A 16,150-nucleotide genomic window follows, 5' to 3' on the forward strand; every position below is an offset into this window, starting at 1 on the left:
TTATATTCAAATAAATGTTTGATTATTATCATTGACGAAGTTGGAAAAGAGGGCATACACTATAATTAAACATTAAAACGAATATTTGAATGAAGGTGAATATATTGAGTGAAAATGTTGTGAAGAAAGCACCGAAAGATACGTGCGATACTTTTTGTTATGACGAAGAACTTGTCCAAAGAGTCCAGCCGAAGATGGATGAAGTCCTTGGAGTGGAGCTGATTTTCAAAGCCCTTTCCGATGCCACACGATTAAAGATCGCTTATGCCCTGACACTTGAAAACGAGCTCTGTGTCTGTGATGTAGCCAACATTATTGGTTCAACGACTGCCACCGCTTCTCATCACCTCCGGTTACTGCGAAATATGAAATTAGCCAAATACCGTAAGGAAGGAAAACTCGTTTTCTATTCTTTGGCTGACGAGCATGTACACCAGTTGGTTTCTATTGCGATTCAACACTCGAATGAAGTATAGAGAGAAACAGAGGTGAGAGGAATGAGTGAGGAGAAAAAAGCGAGCTGCTGTTCAAGTTCGGAAGAGGTTTTAAAAGATGAAGTGGTGTCTTGTTGCTCCAGTACTAAGGAGGAGGAACGAGTGGTGGAAGTCGACTGTTGTTCCAGTTCCAGCGCTAAGCAAGATGATAAGACGGAAACGAATTGTTGCTCGAGCGCTAAGGAGGAAAAGGAGCCTGAAGCGACTCAAGACCATTGTTGTGGAAATGTGCAGGAAGAGATTTCTAGTTGTAGCTCAAGTGGGGATGTTGGAAGGTCTGAAAGGTTAAACGTGGCGAAATTCGAGGTGAAAGGCATGGACTGTCCTTCTTGTGCCGCTACAATTGAAAAAGGGCTTCAGAAGGTTAGCGGCGTTCAATCGGTCAGCGTTCAGTACGGGACAGGGAAGATGACGATAGATGCTGAGAATGAATCTCTTTATGAGCAGATTCCGAAACATATTCGTAAATTGGGCTTTGAAGCGGAACCGGTGGATTCTTCTAAGAATAAACAAACCTATAAAATAGAGGGGGTGGACTGTGGTTCTTGTGCTATGACGATTGAAAAGCATTTGAGCAAAAATCCTGCCGTTCAAGACGTTCAAGTCCAATTTTCAACAGGGAAGATGCAGATTCAACATACGACCTCCGCGAAAGAAATTGTAAAGGAAGTAGGCAGAGCCGGGTTTCAAGCTTCCTTGGAAGGAAAAGATGACGACCAAAATCAGAAAGCTGACAAAGGTAAAGGAACATCGACGACGACTTTATCTGGTCTGTTTCTTGGTCTCGGTTTTATTGGATCGTTCACAAATATTCCGGCTGAATTCATTCCTGCCTTTTATGCGGTGGCCATACTGATAGGCGGGTTCAAGCCTGCGAGAAGTGCTTTTTATGCAATCAAGAGCGGCTCCTTGGATATGAACGTCCTCATGGCATCCGCCGCCATCGGGGCTGCCTTGATCGGAGAGTGGTTTGAGGGAGCCATGGTTGTATGGCTGTTCGCATTAGGAAATACACTCCAAAACCGATCGATTGAACGAACACGAGAATCGATTAGAAGTTTGATTAACCTCACACCCAAAGAAGCTAGTGTCAAATCAGGCAACCAACTCGTCCGTAAAGCGGTAGAAGACGTTGGGATTGGTGAGGTCGTCGTCGTTAAACCTGGCGAGAAGATTCCCTTGGATGGTGACGTCATGACTGGCACATCCAGTGTCAACCAAGCTCCGATAACGGGAGAATCATTGCCTGTAGATAAACAAACGGGAGATATCGTTTATGCAGGTACAGTGAATGAAAGTGGATCGTTAGAGATTGAAGTCACGAAGCTCGTAGAAGATACAACGATAGCAAAAATTATCCACCTTGTAGAAGAGGCTCAAGAGAAAAGGGCCCCCACCCAGGCTTTCGTGGATCGTTTTGCGCGTGTCTATACGCCGATTGTTTTCACTCTCGCTCTGTTGGTCATGATCATTCCGCCTCTCTTTGGCTTTGGTACGTGGGGAGAGTGGCTGTATAAAGGACTCGCATTACTCGTGGTCGCCTGTCCTTGTGCTCTTGTCATTTCTACACCGGTCGCGATTGTTTCAGCTATCGGAAATGCAGCTAAGAATGGTGTCCTCATCAAAGGCGGTACGTTTCTGGAAAAAGCGGGAACTATTAAAGCCATCGCTTTCGATAAGACAGGGACACTTACAGAAGGGCGTCCAAAGGTTTCTGAAGTGCACGTATTAGTTGTGAGCGAGGATGAGTTGATCCGTGTGACGCGGACCATTGAAGAACATTCCACTCACCCGATTGCTCAGGCGATTACGACGTATGCATCAGAACGAAACATGACGGCGATAGAAGGCGAAGACTTCCAAGCAATCCCAGGAAAAGGTGCGAAGGCGAAGTTGAGTGGCGTTGAATATTTTGCTGGAAGTCCGAAGTTGTTTGAAGAGATGCAGGTGCCTTTTTCTGAGATTAAAGGTCGGATTGACCAGTTGCAAAAAGAGGGGCATACCATTGTCATTGTAGGAACTTCAACCAAAGTTCTAGGCCTCATCGCTGTTGCTGATACCATCCGGGATATCACCGTTCAATCGATTCAAAAGCTGAAGCAGGTTGGTATGCAGGAAATGGTGATGCTCACAGGGGACAACAAAGGAACAGCAGATAAGATTGCCAGGGAAACAGGTGTCGATCGCTATTTCGCTGAGCTCTTACCTGAGGATAAAGTTTCAGCTGTGAAAAAGCTCCAAGCGGAAGGAAAGAATGTCGCCATGGTTGGAGATGGAATCAATGATGCCCCGGCTTTAGCGACATCAGATCTTGGAATCGCTATGGGAGGAGCAGGGACTGATACAGCCATGGAAACCGCAGATATTGTCCTGATGGCCGATAATTTGGAGAAGCTTCCTCACACGATCCGTTTGAGCAGAAAAGCGATGAAAATTATTAAACAGAATGTGTGGTTCTCGTTAGTGACGAAGCTTGCGGCCTTGATGCTCATTTTTCCGGGAGTCCTGACTTTATGGATGGCTGTGTTAAGTGATACAGGGGCAGCTTTACTTGTTATTCTCAACAGTATGAGACTATTAAGAAATAAATAATATAAAAAAGGTGCGATCATTGGATCACACCTTTTTTGTCCTCTATTTTTTATTAACCGAAGCATCATAGATGGAATCTACAGCTTTCTTCAGTTCTGCGTCGAATTCCTCATCAGACTGATTGGCATTCAAGTCTGCGGCCAGGGCGCGGGAGAAACTTGCGATGACGCCATCGTTTTCCTTAAGCTTTTCGTTCGCTTCTTCACGGGAATAACCACCGGAAAGCGCAACAACACGAACGACTCGGGTATGATCGACGAGTTCTTTGTATGCGTTCGGCTGAGTAGGGATCGTAAGCTTCAGCATGACGTTCTCACTATCAGACAACTCGTTTAAGTGTTTCAAAATCTCATCTTGGAGAAGTTCCTCGCACTTTTCCTTGTCACTGCTGTGAATATCAACTTCTGGTTCAATAATCGGTACAAGGTCTGAAGCGATGATTCTTTTTCCAATGTCGAACTGCTGTTGAACGACTTCTTTGATGCCGCTTGGATTTGGCTCATGGATGACGGAACGCATCTTTGTGCCGAAAATGTTACGTTCATTGGCACGGCGTAATGTTTCATCAAGATCATCAATCGGTTTCATGAGCTGCACGCCGTTTTCTTTTTCCGCAAGCCCTTTGTCGACTTTAAGGAAAGGGACGACCCCTTTGCTGGCTAAATAATCGGCCGTATATTGACCCTTGATTTCCCGGTCCATCGTTTGCTCAAAGAGAATGGCACCGAGGATATGGTCGGCATCGAAAGAAGGGGAGGTAATGATTCTTGTCCGCATTTGGTGGACAAGGTCGAACATCTCATCCTCATCTGAATAGGAATCCTCCGGTACGCCATAAGCGGCCAGCGCTTTCGGTGTACTTCCACCACTTTGGTCAAGTGCAGCGATAAATCCATTTCCGTTCTTCACTTTTTCAAATTGCTTGTTGTTCATGTTTTCCACTCCTTTTTCGTAGTGTGAAAAATTACCCTTTATACTGTTCCCTTTAATTGGATTTGCATAACCTGAAAATGGGAGAAGAGTTTTACTGTGGATGCGGGGGAAGGTGTTTTAACAGAGCATGAAAAGGAATACTATGTATCAATCGGAGTATAGAGGAGGAACTTTTATGGGGAAGTGGATCATGAACGTTCTGGCGTTCATTCTTGTCGTCACTGTGAATGGACTTGCTAATGCTTTGCCCTTGAATGGTCAGACGACAGGTGAAATATCCAACCGTCTGAACGTGTTATTCACTCCTGCGGGGTATGTGTTCAGTATATGGGGACTTATTTACATTTTACTAGGCATCTGGGTGATTCGACAGTTTCCGAAAAGTAGGCGGGACCTGCCCATCTACCAAGAGACAAGTGGTCTCTTCGTCTTAAGCAGCCTGCTGAATAGTCTCTGGATCTTTATGTGGCACTATGAATTTTTCGGAATTTCCGTCTTGGTGATGATTGGATTGTTGCTCACATTGATCCGTTTATATCAGACCTTACAGAAAAATGAGGCTTCTTTTTTCGATCGTCTTCCGTTTTCTGTTTATCTCGGTTGGATCAGCGTCGCCACCATCGCGAACATCAGCTATTATTTAACCTACATCGGCTGGGATGGGTTCGGAATTTCCGCGACTGTATGGACGGTACTGTTGATGATTGTAGGCACACTGCTTGCTATTTACTTCATGAAAAGCCAGGATGATTGGGTGTATCCGCTCGTTTTTGTCTGGGCGTTTATCGGCATCGGGGTGAAAAATCAGGGCAGCGACGTGCCTCTTGTAGTGAACTCCGCTTTTATTCTTGCGGGACTGCTGCTTGTGCTCACCATTTTATATGGATTCAGAAAAAAATAAGAGCCACTTGATGCGTTCATCAAGTGGCTGTTTTTTGTTCAAAAAGAAACAGGAAGGGAATCCAGGCCTCTTAAAAGGAAGACGGAACGCCATTCGGGTGGGTTTACATCGCGGTTCAGATCGATATCCGGGAATGTCGTTAGTAATTTTTTCAGCGCAATTTTCCCTTCGAGGCGGGCGAGAGGTGCGCCGAGACAAAAGTGGATCCCGAACCCAAATGCGACATGAGCATTTCTTTCTCTTGTAATATCAAACTGAGAGGCACGTTCAAACTTTTCTTCATCACGGTTGGCTGAACTAATCGACGCGACAATGAAATCCCCACGCCGGATGAGCTGGCCATGGAAATCAATGTCCTCATCTGCCCAGCGAGCGGTCGAAAAATCGACAGGGCTGTAATAGCGAAGTCCTTCTTCGATCGCACCAGGAATGAGAGTACAATCATCTTTTACTTTTTCAAATTGGTCAGGATGTTTAAACAGGGCAAACATGGTGTTCCCGATCAAATTGACCGTCGTTTCGTGGCCGGCGATGATCAAAAGGACGATCATAGAGTAGAGTTCATTCCTTGTCAGCTGCTCCCCGTCTTCTTCAGTTTGGATGAGGTGGGAAACCAAGTCATCCTGAGGTTCTGCTTTTCGTTGTTCAAAAAGCTCTGTCAGGTATGTAGTAAAAGCTTCTACATCAACCATAAAGTCAGGGTCCATTTCGTTGGAGGCAGAGACGATGGTGTTGGACCATTGTCTGAATTTATCCCGGTCCTCTGCGGGGACCCCGAGCATCTCACTGATGACGATAATGGGCAGTGGAAAAGCGTAATCATCAATTAAGTCGACCTTCGTTTCTTTTTGTTTCATTTGGTTTAATAGATCATCCGCAATTTCACAGATTCTTGGTTCCAGCTGCTTAATGGTTTTAGGATTGAAGTAAGGTTGGACAAGTTTGCGCAGGCGTGTATGGTCAGGTGGGTCGACGTCCAGCATCATGTTTTGGAAGATGTTGAAGTCGTCTTGTTCGGTGTCTTTAGAAGCAGAAGAGAATAACTTGCTTTGGTCTTTAATGAAACTGGGTGATTTTAATAGCTCTTTCACGTGATCGTATTTGGTAATCATCCAAGAGTGGTTCGTTCCATCACTGTTCATTGGAAAAATTGGCTGCCCTTCGCGAAGATCTTCGTAAAACGAATAGGCTCCTATTTTAAAATTCGACTGATGAAGTGTTTCCAAATTCCCCATTACATATCTCCTCCTCTGAAATGATCTGTCTATCTTGGATTATATAAGGGATTGAAGATAAATGGAAATAAAAGGAGTACCAGGTCATCCAGATTCTGGATGACCTGGTACTCCTTTTATTGTAAGCGTTATTCCTTACGGTTTTGAGGGAAAGTGATAGGATAAGGATAGGTAGGTTAAGAAAGGTGGAAGCAATGTGAAGAAAATTCGATTAGGGAAAAGTGATTTAGAGGTCGGGGAGATTTCACTCGGCTGTATGAGAATGAGTGAACTGAGCACGAAGGAGGCATCGGAAGTGATCACAAATGCGGTCGAGAATGGGGTCGACTTATTTGATCACGCCGATATCTATGGAAAAGGAGAATCGGAGTCTGTATTTGCTGAAGCACTGAAAACGACCGGCGTGCCACGTGAAGACATCAAGCTTCAAACGAAGTGCGGCATTCGTAAAGGGTTCTTTGATTTTTCTAAAGAGCATATTTTGGAGTCAGTGGACGGAAGTCTTAAGCGGTTGAATACAGAGTATGTGGATAGTTTATTGCTGCACCGTCCAGATGCTTTGATGGAGCCGGAAGAAGTAGCGGAAGCGTTCGCCGCACTGAAAGAAAGCGGAAAGGTTCGTTACTTTGGTGTGAGTAACCAAAACCCGATGCAAATGGAACTCTTGAAGAAGTATGTGGGAGAAAGTTTAATCGTCAACCAGCTGCAACTCAGCCTCGTCCATACGCCGATGATTGATGCTGGATTCAATGTGAACATGCAAAACGATCCTGCCGTCGTCAGGGACAGCAATGTCTTGGAGTATTGCCGACTGAATGATATGACCATTCAAGCATGGTCACCATTCCAGCACGGAATGATCGAAGGTCCTTTTGTAGGCAATGACGCTTTCCCAGAGGTGAATGCCAAGCTTCAGGAACTTGCTGAAAAGTATGAGGTGACGGATTCTGCCATCGCAATAGCCTGGATTCTGCGTCACCCGGCTAACATTCAACCTGTCGTTGGCACAATGAATACGCAGCGAATGCAGGACATTGCCAAAGCTTCTCATATTGTCTTGTCTAGAGAAGAATGGTACGAGCTTTACCGAGCTGCTGGTAACGATTTACCGTAATAATGATTGGAGGAGGGGGCTAATCGGGTTCATGGTTAGCCTCCTCCTCGTATGGAGAACCTTTTCTCATATAAAATAGGTATATTCTAGAATGAGAAAATATCTTTAGCGAATGATAATAAGAGCGATAAATCCGTCTTTTTGATTGAAAATGCTGTAAAAAGAACGGGGATTATGAAAAAATTATGATTAAAAGCGTTTATTTTGTAAGAATGTGTTGTGCTTCACAAGATTATATTTTACTCTAGTAACGTTAGCTATAAAATGGCACTCTTACTGTTTTATAACAGGTAGAGCTTTCGTTGCTTGTACTAGTTATTTACTTATAAAAAATGAGCCCCGGGCTCAAAAAAGGAGAAGTGGATATGGCAGATTCATTCACAACAGAAAAAGACGGGCAGACAAACGTTGCTCGTGACGAGCGTGAACTGCTCGACCAACTACTGGAACCAGAAGTACAGGAATCTTTGACTGTTCTTGTGAAAGAGCTTCCGAAGCTTACCGAATTGGTGAAGATTCTTTCAAGCTCCTACGACACCGTTCAATCGCTTGCGACGGATGAAGTTCTGAAAAAAGACACGGTTGAGTTCATGTCAGAAGTGGCTGAGCCTCTTAAACATTCCGTGAAAGAAGTAACGCAGAACGCAATCGAAGCGAAAGATCATGCGGAAAGCAGCTCAGAAGTTATCGGACTATTCGGCTTGATGAAGATGTTGAAAGACCCTCAAGCTCAAAAAATGTTCCGTTTCGTTAACGCATACTTAAAAGTATCCGCTGAACGCAATCACAAAGAGTAGGAAATGGAGGAATCAACATGTCAAAAGAAATCGTCATTCTAGGCGGCGGTTATGGCGGGCTTCTTGCCGCTTTGTCTGTGCGCCAATACATGGACGCTTCAGAAGCGAACGTCACAATCATTAATAAAACCCCGACACACCAAATCATTACAGAATTGCACCGTTTGGCAGCAGGAAACATTTCTGAGCAGGCGGCAGCGCTTCCTCTTGAGAAGTTATTGAAAGGAAAAGACATCAACCTTAAGGTTGCGACCATCGAGTCCTTTTCTGTCAATGACAAAAAGATCTCACTAGAAGATGGTTCTGAACTGTTCTATGATGCTTTGGTCGTGGCACTAGGTAGTGTAACGAACTACTTCGGCATCCCTGGACTGCAGGAACACAGCATGGTCCTTAAATCTGCGGAAGATGCAAATAAAATCCGTGAACATGTGGAAGCTCGCATTCGTGATTATGCAGCGACGAATAACGAGGCAGATGCCCACATCGTCATCGGCGGCGGTGGCTTGACTGGTGTCGAGCTTGTCGGTGAATTGGCTGATGAAACACCAGCAATGGCTAAAAAATATGGTGTTAACCCTGATGAAATTAAGTTGACACTCGTAGAGGCCATGCCGAAAATTTTGCCGATGCTTCCTGATCACTTGATTGAAAGAGCAACGAAAAGCCTTGAAAAACGTGGCGTAGAGTTCCTGACAGAACTTCCTGTCACAAATGTGGAAGGAAACATCATCGAGTTGAAAGACGGCCGTAAGCTGACAGCCAATACGTTCGTTTGGACAGGTGGAGTTGCTGGAAACCCACTTGTCGGTGAATCCGGTATTGAAGTGAATCGCGGACGTGCGTCTGTAAACAATTACCTTCAGTCTGTATCCCACAAAGACGTATTTGTTGTCGGTGACAGTGCGGTTTATTTCAAACCAGGTGATGAACGTCCACAACCACCGACAGCACAAATCGCTTGGCAAATGGGTGAGACTGTCGGTTATAACCTATATGCCTACCTTGAAGACAAGAGCTTTGAAGAGTTTGAACCTGTCAACTCAGGTACGCTTGCAAGCCTTGGCCGTAAAGACGCGGTAGCTTTCATCGGTGCCAACCAGACACCATTGAAAGGTCTTCCAGCTTCTGTCATGAAAGAAGCAAGTAACGTGCGTTACCTATCCCACATCAAGGGACTATTCGCACTTGCCTATTAAGAATATTCTCTAAGGTGAAACACCCTTAACAAACGCCTGCTTCCAGCGCTTCCAAGCGAAAACGAAGCAGGCGTTTTCTTGTGCATTTTTTACATTATTTTCCACGCCAGGTCATCCAGATATTGGATGACCTGGTGTGGCTATTTTTGGGAATTTATCGCGCAGGTATAAAGGTGAATGGGTGGGTGCAGAATGGGGATAATTGATTTCATGGAGTGGTGGGAAATGTATTTATTATTAGTCATAGTGGTATGGATTCTTTTTGCCTATCGATTTGTTGATTGGAAGCAGGTAGGGAAGCAATACCCGACGATCTTGTTTTTTATTGCTGTGAACATGACCTATAATTTCCTTTATTATAATCACACACTGTGGGCATTCCGCGGGGTGACGATGGAGTGGCTGAACCATTCCATCATCAACATGGCTTTCACTTTTTTCATCTGCCCGATCGGCTTAATTATCTATTTGCAGCGCATTCCCAAAACCCGGAGCAACCAATTCGTCTATATCACGGTTTGGATCGCGTTTTATACGGTAATAGAATGGTTGTTTTCTCTAAAAGGAATGTACGTATATGATCATGGGTGGAACAACTGGCTTAACATTCCGTTGAATGCCGTATTATTCCTCGTCCTTTATCTTCATTACAGAAACCCTGTCCGGGGGCTTCTCGTATCTCTGCCCATTGTTGTCCTTTTCTACGTATTCTTTCCGTTTCCCTTGGACAGTTTAAAATAGAAAGGATGTCATGCAGCCGTGATCATACGTGATGTGTTATCTGTCCCCATGTTTTTGATCCTGCTTTTTTCGAGTTATCTAGCGATGTGGATGTACATCGGCAAGAAAAAGATTAATAAAAAATGACCTGCTCCTTAGATTAAGAGGCAGGTCATTCTTTTATTTGATTTGCGTCCGTTTCGAAGTTGGATGGCTGTCTTCGTATTTTTTAAAAGAAGTTTCCGGTTTAAGCGCAATCGTTTCTTCCCCAGCTTGTTTTCCCAGGGATTTATACTTGAGCTGAAACTCATCCTGCACTTCAGGCGGTTCCTCAACGGAAGGTGACTGTTTCATGCCGGCAATCCAAGTGTCGAAGTCGTACATGCCACGGTCGATAATCAATCCCAAGTCTTCGAGTGACTGTGTCAATTCGTTCAAGCAATCCAAACCATTCCTTAAAATAATGCCTTTCTCTTTGGCTTTATCAACGGAATGCTCGAGACGATAGCTCTCCCCTTGATATGTAAACTCCACAAAACAACTGTTACGGTCCCAATTAAAATTGAAATTCTCAACCTTCAGGCGTTTGACCACTTTGATCAATCTTTTTTCACAAATGCTTTGCTCTTTATGTGGCATCCATCGGAATAGAACATTCTTGAATAAACGATTCTTGAACATGCCATTCACCTTCCTTTTTTATTAAGCCTAATCATGCAGTGACTGTATAACTATTTCTACAAGATCGATGCGATGACCTTCCAGTTTCAAGGATAATTTGTAGAATAAAGGAATTTTTATTTTAATCCTTGCAGAAGACGCTCGTCCTTTTCCCGAACGAGATCATAAGTTTCTACCAAATGTTCGGGGACTAATGCACGTCCATAGTTCCAAGCATTGGTTTCAATGACGGCCTTCAGTTCTTCAATCTCCTCATCTCCTCCGTACATGAGTGTGCGCAAATCGTGTTTATGTTTTTTGAATGTGAGGTAGTAGCCGATTTCATGATAGAGGATGATTTTCACAACGTTCTCTTCGGGTTCATTTACTTTTATTTTACTCATATATCCGTTGATTTGTAGATAGTTAAAATTCACTGTATTTGTGGATACATTATAGCTCATGGGTGCTGGAAGTTTATTATTGATTTCATAATTGATGTCCAGTTGATGTTCAAGCAGTGTATCCTTAATAATGTCTTCAACCTGCCGTACGTAAAGCATGAAAATCACTGACCTTTCCTTTCTATTATTCTCAGTATAAGTGAAGGAAAGAAGTGAACCAAGGTACGATACGCTCATAATGAAAAAGTCCTATAATGGGTCATTAGTATTATTCAGGAACCATGAGGGATTGAAGATGAAAGAAAATTCCCTTGCTGTGGGCGCACATATCAAACGAAACTCCTTTCCACACGTATAATACGGTAACTGAATCATTAAGGAGTGAAAAAAATGAGTTATCGAGCGTATGATTATGATTATGACTATGATCACCACCATAAAGATGGATGCTGTGGAAAAAAAGATAAACACCATAAAATGAAACATTATAAAAATTGTGTAGAAGATGTATTAGAGGCGATCCTTTATGCACAAAAGAAAGTAAAAAAAGATGATTGCCACACGTCTTGCCAGCAATCAATCAATGAACTGCTAGGAGAGAAGCGTGTAAAGAAAAACACGATTCCATTCCTTTTATATTGCGGATGTGAACCGTTCAAAGGCACAGGGGTAGCCACTTATTCCTGTCACTCTAAGAAAGAGAAGATCAAGTGTATCCATACTCACATTTTTAAAATTAAAGAATTGAATAAAGACTGTGCGGTTCTGGAGCTTCTTGACTTTAAGTCAGACTTGAAAGATAAGCAACCGAAGCATTGTCACAGCAAACACGGGGACGCCTGTCATCAACTGGATCATAAGAATCTTGATGATCTCGTAGGAACGGGCATCTGCATCACTGTGGATTTATCTTGTTTTTGTGCGATTACCTGTCTGCCAGCTGTTCATTTGTAAACCAAACGATTAAGATGAGGCGAAACGTCGATTTACCTTTCCTATGCACACGTCGGTAAAAGAAAAGAAGGTAGCCTCATGAGTCTACCTTCTGTACATATGTGCTTACCCGCCGAATGCTTCTAACAGATCCTCGATTTCCTGAATGTCCATTCCCTGTGAAACAGTTGGTTTGTTGGTAGAGGATGGTACACTTCCCCTTTGGAAAGAGCCTCCGGCCAGTAGTCTCTTTATTTCCAGCAATTCTGACAAGACCCCATTTGTTCCCTCTTGTTGGGGAGTCGCTGTTTTATGGAAGTAGTGACTTAAGGCGGAAAATATTAAATGATTCAGGGTGTTATTTTCTGAGTGATAGGCAATTTCCTCTAAAATTTCAGGGGGGACAGAGTGATGGTCCCCTGTTTTTACATCAATGAAGGAATCGGGGATCGTAAGCACGGTTTGTTTAAAATAATCGTGATATACGTTTGACATTCCTTCACCCTCTAACTTTTGGTATAAGCATAATCGTCCGTATATTCTTTGTTTTTGCTGATCCACTGCATCTTAGCAAGAATCATCAATCCCTGGACATTCAATTGCGACATGTTCTCAGGGAAAAGTAATTCAATCGGACGGCCGCGCTCATTCCATTTCACGGCTGCTTCTTTAATTTGTTTTTCAGCGATTTCAGCGGCTCCGCCGACCGCAATGTATCGGGATGCACCCTTGATTTCATTGGAGCGGCTTCTCACTCTGTCAAAATGCTCGAGATACTTGATCGCCATCAAACGCAGCTGTGGCGTGATGTATTTACTAATATCTTTTCTTACTCCTGCGAATGGTTCAACGTACCATTCGGACTGTCCGGCCACGAGTTTTTCTTCAAGCTCCGAACGTGAATTGAAGCTGTACATTTCATTTTTACTTACTTTTTGTATGATATGGTCGAGGAATTGATTGATTCCGAACGGCTCACCTTCGACAGATGCGACCGGTTTATTCTTCTTAATTCCTACAAAGTCCACCGAATCTCCGCCGAGGTCTCCGATGAGAATGCCTTTAGAAGAATCCTTCACGAGTGAATCGTCCGAGATCATAAGCGTCTCCTGATCCCTCGTCAAAGCTAAGTAGGCAAGCGCGCCTTCCGCACCTACGATAACATCCTCAATTTGTATTTTGATTGCGACTTCCTTCGGTTCTCGTATACCCGGCACTTTATGAAAAATGACCGTATGATTTCCAATCAATCGCTGTTTGAAGATTTCCTTCTTTTCCTTGTATTGGGTGGTTGGTAACGATACCGCCAGCTGATCGATCGTAAATTGGAGATCCTCTTCAGCAGGATTGGTCAATAAAGCATGATACGCAGCGGTTGCAAAAAGCAGAAGGTAGGTGCGCTCTTCGTCAACCTTTTGATTGTTGAATGACGTTAAGCTGACGTTTTTCTGCTGCATCGCTGACTTTCCGATATAAAAGATCTCCCGTCGATCCTGGATGGAAGGGCTTTTGATTTCAACGATCAAATTCTCCTCAAGCTCCACATCCTCTTCATCATAAGGTTTTTCGTAAAATTCCTCATCAAACAATGCGATCGCGTTCGGCATCTGATAATCAAACATTTCTCCCTGGTCTGATACCAACGCTTTGTACCAGCTGTTTCCGACATCTACGGCAAGAAAATTATTTCTATTCATTTTCTACCTCCTCATTCTACAACGTATGTCGAAGAGGCCGTCCCTGTGCGAATACCCATTTCCTCCCCATCAAATCCACGCCTTATCTTAAAGAATATGTCAGGATTGTGGAAGACTTAGTTTCGAGACTTTTGTTGAGTGGATGGGGCTGCGGGGAATGGATCGCTTTCCGCGGGAGCGTGGTGAGCCTCCTCGGACTTCGTCCTGCGGGGTCTCACCTAGCACTCTTTTCCCGCAGGAGTCTCCCCATTCCCCTCCGCCCCTTTGCCTAATTAGTGTCTCGAAACCTCCTTCTCGAATAAGCAACAATTCAGCGATGAGAGTATAAGGATCAAATTCCCGTGCAGAGGTGTTTGAATCCTGAAAGCTTGATACTGAGCGCTTTATACTCCTAACAGTGGGATAGTGGAAGACAATCCAGCTTGGTAAAGGGTTCGTTTCTCAAATAAATCGAATGGGGTGGTTCGGAAGCTGCGAGACTCCCGTGGGAGAAGGAGATAGGCGAGATCCCGCAGGACGCAGTCCGAGGAAGCTCGGCGCTCCCCCACAGGAAAGCGAGTAGCTTCCCAACCAACCCTGACTCAAAATACGGCAAACGAACCCGGTTATCTCGAAACTGAGTCTTCAACTAAAGGGAGCTTATGTTTAATAGATAGAAAAGGGGGGTTTCTATTAAAAATGGAGAACTTGTTCAAAGTTCCACGTTTATACTCCTTCATCTGACCATGCTTAATAGAGTAGATTGCATAGAATACAGTGAGGTTAATATAAAGGAGGAAAAAAGTGATGAAAAAAGATAATTGTCACGATAATTGTGTAAACCTTAATGCGTCAGCCTCAGTTGACAATTGCACAAACACGGAAGCGGCTACTCCAGTAAACCCTGCAGATGAACTAACAATCAAAGTTCCTGTTGAACTCGGAGCCTACGATGTTACGACTCACCTTGTTGCGAACATCAAGTTTCCACACCCTGTACTGGAAATCAAAGATATTAAGAAAAGAGTGGTAATCACTCAATGTCGTTTGATGACACGTACGTCAACAGGAAGCGACGACTTATTCACAGGTGGAGAATTCCCATTGTTCATCAAAGGATATGTCCGCAAAAACATTCAATATGCAAGCCCTGTTTACGGTGCTTCAGGCGAATGTATCTCTTCTGACATGAAGTCATTGACGACAAAGATCCACTTTGACTGCATGACGACTGTAGACCTGGAAGGACTCGTTCAGCTTCCTGTAGCAAACACAAGAAGAGAATTTGACTTCTTCCGTGCTCAGGACTTGGGTGAAGGATTCCCTGAGAAAGATCAAGCACTATCAAGTGATCTTTCCCAGTACCACCAAGAGAGCACACAGGCGTACAACGAGCTCCCATACTGTGAGCTTGTCGCGAGTGACATCATCGAGTGGGATGAAGCAACAGATCGTCAATCATACAGTCCTGTTGATGAAGGCTACTTCCACCACATCGTTGAAAAAATGATGCTCAGATTCCGCGTGAAAGTTTTGCAAAAACAACAAGTCGAACTTAATGGCTAAGGGTTAAGACAAAAGCACGATTCCTCATAGAAGGGATCGTGTTTTTTATATTATTCTATAGCCCTTTGCCGGTTCCTTCTTATTAACCCCCTTGGCTTGAACGTATCTCGGAATCGAGATAAGAGCCCAGACATCAGCGGATTTCCTACATACGATGGGGATATCTTTCGTTTAGGAGGCCATCGAATGTCTGATAAACATAACGATTCCTATGAGTGTGAAAAAGGGTATTGTAAGCCATGCAAGCCTCACGTAAGCATTGGTAAGATCATCACAAAGGTGCCAGTCGTCCTCGCCGAACTCAATGTCCAGTTGAACATAAATGAAACCATCACTTTCCCAGAACCTGTTCTTGAAATTAAAGATATTAAGAAGAGAGTCGCTTTAACTCAATGTCGATTGCTTCTCCCTACAAAAAAATTGTTCCTTAAAGGATTCGTCCGTAAAAACATCCAATATGCAAGCCCATCGAACGAAATCGAAATGAGCACAGATACGACGGTCGCTTCAGATCTCCATTCGTTCACGGTAGATATTCCATTCGATACGGTCATTGAAATCAAAGACTTCTTATCCATGCCGGTTATGCCGAAAAATAATAAGCGGGAAGAGTTTGATTTTGCCGTATCCCACTCCTTACCTTCCGGATTCCCTGAAAAGGATGAACTGTTGAGCAGTGATCTTTCTCAATACCATCAGGAGAGCAGCCAATATTATAATGAGCTTCCTTATTGTGAATTGCTTACCAGTAAAATCATTGAATGGGATGAAGCGCTCGACCGCCAACCACTTCCAGGATCTTCACCATTCAATGAAGGCTACTTCACGCAGGTCGAAGAAAAAATGGTGCTCGACATTTGCCTGAAAGTTCTCCAGGACCAGCAAATCCGCGTAGCTTCAGCTTCCAATGATGATTGCTGAGTGAC

At 43.8% G+C, this 16,150-nt stretch carries 16 protein-coding genes; 10 read left to right on the plus strand and 6 right to left on the minus strand.

The window, feature by feature from the left end; translation table 11 throughout:
- The first annotated feature begins 104 nt into the window (after nt 1-104).
- Nucleotides 105-476, plus strand: coding sequence for a metalloregulator ArsR/SmtB family transcription factor (locus ACJA3J_RS03135; RefSeq protein ID WP_089651578.1), 372 nt, complete (start codon nt 105-107; stop codon nt 474-476).
- 21 nt (nt 477-497) lie between these two features.
- Nucleotides 498-3,086 (plus strand): heavy metal translocating P-type ATPase, encoded by a 2,589-nt coding sequence (locus ACJA3J_RS03140; RefSeq protein WP_406945490.1) that lies wholly within the window; start codon nt 498-500, stop codon nt 3,084-3,086.
- Between the two features lie 42 nt (nt 3,087-3,128).
- Here the strand turns inward: ACJA3J_RS03140 and ACJA3J_RS03145 are convergent, their stop codons facing one another.
- A complete protein-coding gene (locus ACJA3J_RS03145; RefSeq protein WP_406945491.1) occupies nt 3,129-4,019 on the minus strand; it encodes a fructose bisphosphate aldolase in 891 nt (296 codons plus the stop codon).
- A gap of 175 nt (nt 4,020-4,194) precedes the next feature.
- On the opposite strand from ACJA3J_RS03145, the gene ACJA3J_RS03150 reads away from it, so the two are divergent.
- A complete protein-coding gene (locus ACJA3J_RS03150) occupies nt 4,195-4,920 on the plus strand; it encodes a TspO/MBR family protein (RefSeq protein WP_089651575.1) in 726 nt (241 codons plus the stop codon).
- Nucleotides 4,921-4,958: 38 nt separating this feature from the next.
- On the opposite strand, the gene ACJA3J_RS03155 is transcribed toward ACJA3J_RS03150, so the two are convergent.
- Nucleotides 4,959-6,155: a cytochrome P450 gene (locus ACJA3J_RS03155; RefSeq protein ID WP_406945492.1), complete on the minus strand. Its 1,197-nt coding sequence runs from the start codon at nt 6,153-6,155 to the stop codon at nt 4,959-4,961.
- A 196-nt stretch (nt 6,156-6,351) separates the two neighbouring features.
- Here ACJA3J_RS03155 and ACJA3J_RS03160 point away from each other — a divergent pair, with 196 nt between their 5' ends.
- The 4 genes from ACJA3J_RS03160 (at nt 6,352) to ACJA3J_RS03175 (ending at nt 10,006) form a co-directional block, all read left to right on the plus strand.
- Nucleotides 6,352-7,269: an aldo/keto reductase family oxidoreductase gene (locus ACJA3J_RS03160; protein WP_406945493.1), complete on the plus strand. Its 918-nt coding sequence runs from the start codon at nt 6,352-6,354 to the stop codon at nt 7,267-7,269.
- 365 nt (nt 7,270-7,634) lie between these two features.
- Entirely contained in the window at nt 7,635-8,066 is a 432-nt protein-coding gene (locus tag ACJA3J_RS03165) for a DUF1641 domain-containing protein (protein WP_089651572.1), read from the plus strand.
- A 17-nt stretch (nt 8,067-8,083) separates the two neighbouring features.
- On the plus strand, nt 8,084-9,265 hold the full coding sequence (locus ACJA3J_RS03170; protein WP_406945494.1) for an NAD(P)/FAD-dependent oxidoreductase: 1,182 nt from the start codon (nt 8,084-8,086) through the stop codon (nt 9,263-9,265).
- A gap of 192 nt (nt 9,266-9,457) precedes the next feature.
- Nucleotides 9,458-10,006 carry a CBO0543 family protein gene (locus ACJA3J_RS03175; RefSeq protein WP_115894410.1) on the plus strand — a complete coding sequence of 183 codons (549 nt, stop codon included), beginning with the start codon at nt 9,458-9,460 and terminating at the stop codon, nt 10,004-10,006.
- Between the two features lie 159 nt (nt 10,007-10,165).
- Here the strand turns inward: ACJA3J_RS03175 and ACJA3J_RS03180 are convergent, their stop codons facing one another.
- Entirely contained in the window at nt 10,166-10,666 is a 501-nt protein-coding gene (locus tag ACJA3J_RS03180; RefSeq protein ID WP_115894411.1) for a hypothetical protein, read from the minus strand.
- Nucleotides 10,667-10,782: 116 nt separating this feature from the next.
- On the minus strand, nt 10,783-11,286 hold the full coding sequence (locus ACJA3J_RS03185; protein WP_309545188.1) for a hypothetical protein: 504 nt from the start codon (nt 11,284-11,286) through the stop codon (nt 10,783-10,785).
- A 153-nt stretch (nt 11,287-11,439) separates the two neighbouring features.
- On the opposite strand from ACJA3J_RS03185, the gene ACJA3J_RS03190 reads away from it, so the two are divergent.
- Nucleotides 11,440-12,003 (plus strand): CotY/CotZ family spore coat protein, encoded by a 564-nt coding sequence (locus tag ACJA3J_RS03190; protein WP_244157100.1) that lies wholly within the window; start codon nt 11,440-11,442, stop codon nt 12,001-12,003.
- Nucleotides 12,004-12,108: 105 nt separating this feature from the next.
- Here ACJA3J_RS03190 and ACJA3J_RS03195 read toward each other — a convergent pair whose 3' ends face one another.
- Together ACJA3J_RS03195 and ACJA3J_RS03200 are read right to left on the minus strand one after the other, a co-directional pair.
- Nucleotides 12,109-12,477, minus strand: coding sequence for a dehydrogenase (locus ACJA3J_RS03195; RefSeq protein WP_406945495.1), 369 nt, complete (start codon nt 12,475-12,477; stop codon nt 12,109-12,111).
- Nucleotides 12,478-12,488: 11 nt separating this feature from the next.
- Nucleotides 12,489-13,679, minus strand: coding sequence for a ParM/StbA family protein (locus ACJA3J_RS03200; protein ID WP_089651567.1), 1,191 nt, complete (start codon nt 13,677-13,679; stop codon nt 12,489-12,491).
- A 786-nt stretch (nt 13,680-14,465) separates the two neighbouring features.
- Here ACJA3J_RS03200 and ACJA3J_RS03205 point away from each other — a divergent pair.
- Nucleotides 14,466-15,224, plus strand: coding sequence for a CsxC family protein (locus ACJA3J_RS03205; protein ID WP_089651566.1), 759 nt, complete (start codon nt 14,466-14,468; stop codon nt 15,222-15,224).
- Between the two features lie 186 nt (nt 15,225-15,410).
- Nucleotides 15,411-16,145 (plus strand): CsxC family protein, encoded by a 735-nt coding sequence (locus ACJA3J_RS03210; protein WP_406945496.1) that lies wholly within the window; start codon nt 15,411-15,413, stop codon nt 16,143-16,145.
- Nucleotides 16,146-16,150: the final 5 nt, after the last annotated feature.

Origin of the sequence: Halobacillus sp. SY10, from assembly GCF_045401165.1 — a bacterium.
In the GTDB taxonomy this organism is placed as follows: Bacteria; Bacillota; Bacilli; order Bacillales; family Halobacillaceae; genus Halobacillus; species Halobacillus aidingensis.

What these genes read in the sequence shown, in the direction of transcription:
- ACJA3J_RS03145 (WP_406945491.1), bottom strand. Translation starts at nt 4,019, where the DNA reads ATGAACAACAAGCAATTTGAAAAAGTGAAGAACGGAAATGGATTTATC.
- ACJA3J_RS03140 (WP_406945490.1), top strand. Translation starts at nt 498, where the DNA reads ATGAGTGAGGAGAAAAAAGCGAGCTGCTGTTCAAGTTCGGAAGAGGTT.
- ACJA3J_RS03195 (WP_406945495.1), bottom strand. Translation starts at nt 12,477, where the DNA reads ATGTCAAACGTATATCACGATTATTTTAAACAAACCGTGCTTACGATC.
- ACJA3J_RS03200 (WP_089651567.1), bottom strand. Translation starts at nt 13,679, where the DNA reads ATGAATAGAAATAATTTTCTTGCCGTAGATGTCGGAAACAGCTGGTAC.
- ACJA3J_RS03210 (WP_406945496.1), top strand. Translation starts at nt 15,411, where the DNA reads ATGTCTGATAAACATAACGATTCCTATGAGTGTGAAAAAGGGTATTGT.
- ACJA3J_RS03170 (WP_406945494.1), top strand. Translation starts at nt 8,084, where the DNA reads ATGTCAAAAGAAATCGTCATTCTAGGCGGCGGTTATGGCGGGCTTCTT.
- ACJA3J_RS03205 (WP_089651566.1), top strand. Translation starts at nt 14,466, where the DNA reads ATGAAAAAAGATAATTGTCACGATAATTGTGTAAACCTTAATGCGTCA.
- ACJA3J_RS03155 (WP_406945492.1), bottom strand. Translation starts at nt 6,155, where the DNA reads ATGGGGAATTTGGAAACACTTCATCAGTCGAATTTTAAAATAGGAGCC.
- ACJA3J_RS03165 (WP_089651572.1), top strand. Translation starts at nt 7,635, where the DNA reads ATGGCAGATTCATTCACAACAGAAAAAGACGGGCAGACAAACGTTGCT.
- ACJA3J_RS03185 (WP_309545188.1), bottom strand. Translation starts at nt 11,286, where the DNA reads ATGAGCGTATCGTACCTTGGTTCACTTCTTTCCTTCACTTATACTGAG.
- ACJA3J_RS03180 (WP_115894411.1), bottom strand. Translation starts at nt 10,666, where the DNA reads ATGTTCAAGAATCGTTTATTCAAGAATGTTCTATTCCGATGGATGCCA.
- ACJA3J_RS03190 (WP_244157100.1), top strand. Translation starts at nt 11,440, where the DNA reads ATGAGTTATCGAGCGTATGATTATGATTATGACTATGATCACCACCAT.
- ACJA3J_RS03175 (WP_115894410.1), top strand. Translation starts at nt 9,458, where the DNA reads ATGGGGATAATTGATTTCATGGAGTGGTGGGAAATGTATTTATTATTA.
- ACJA3J_RS03150 (WP_089651575.1), top strand. Translation starts at nt 4,195, where the DNA reads ATGGGGAAGTGGATCATGAACGTTCTGGCGTTCATTCTTGTCGTCACT.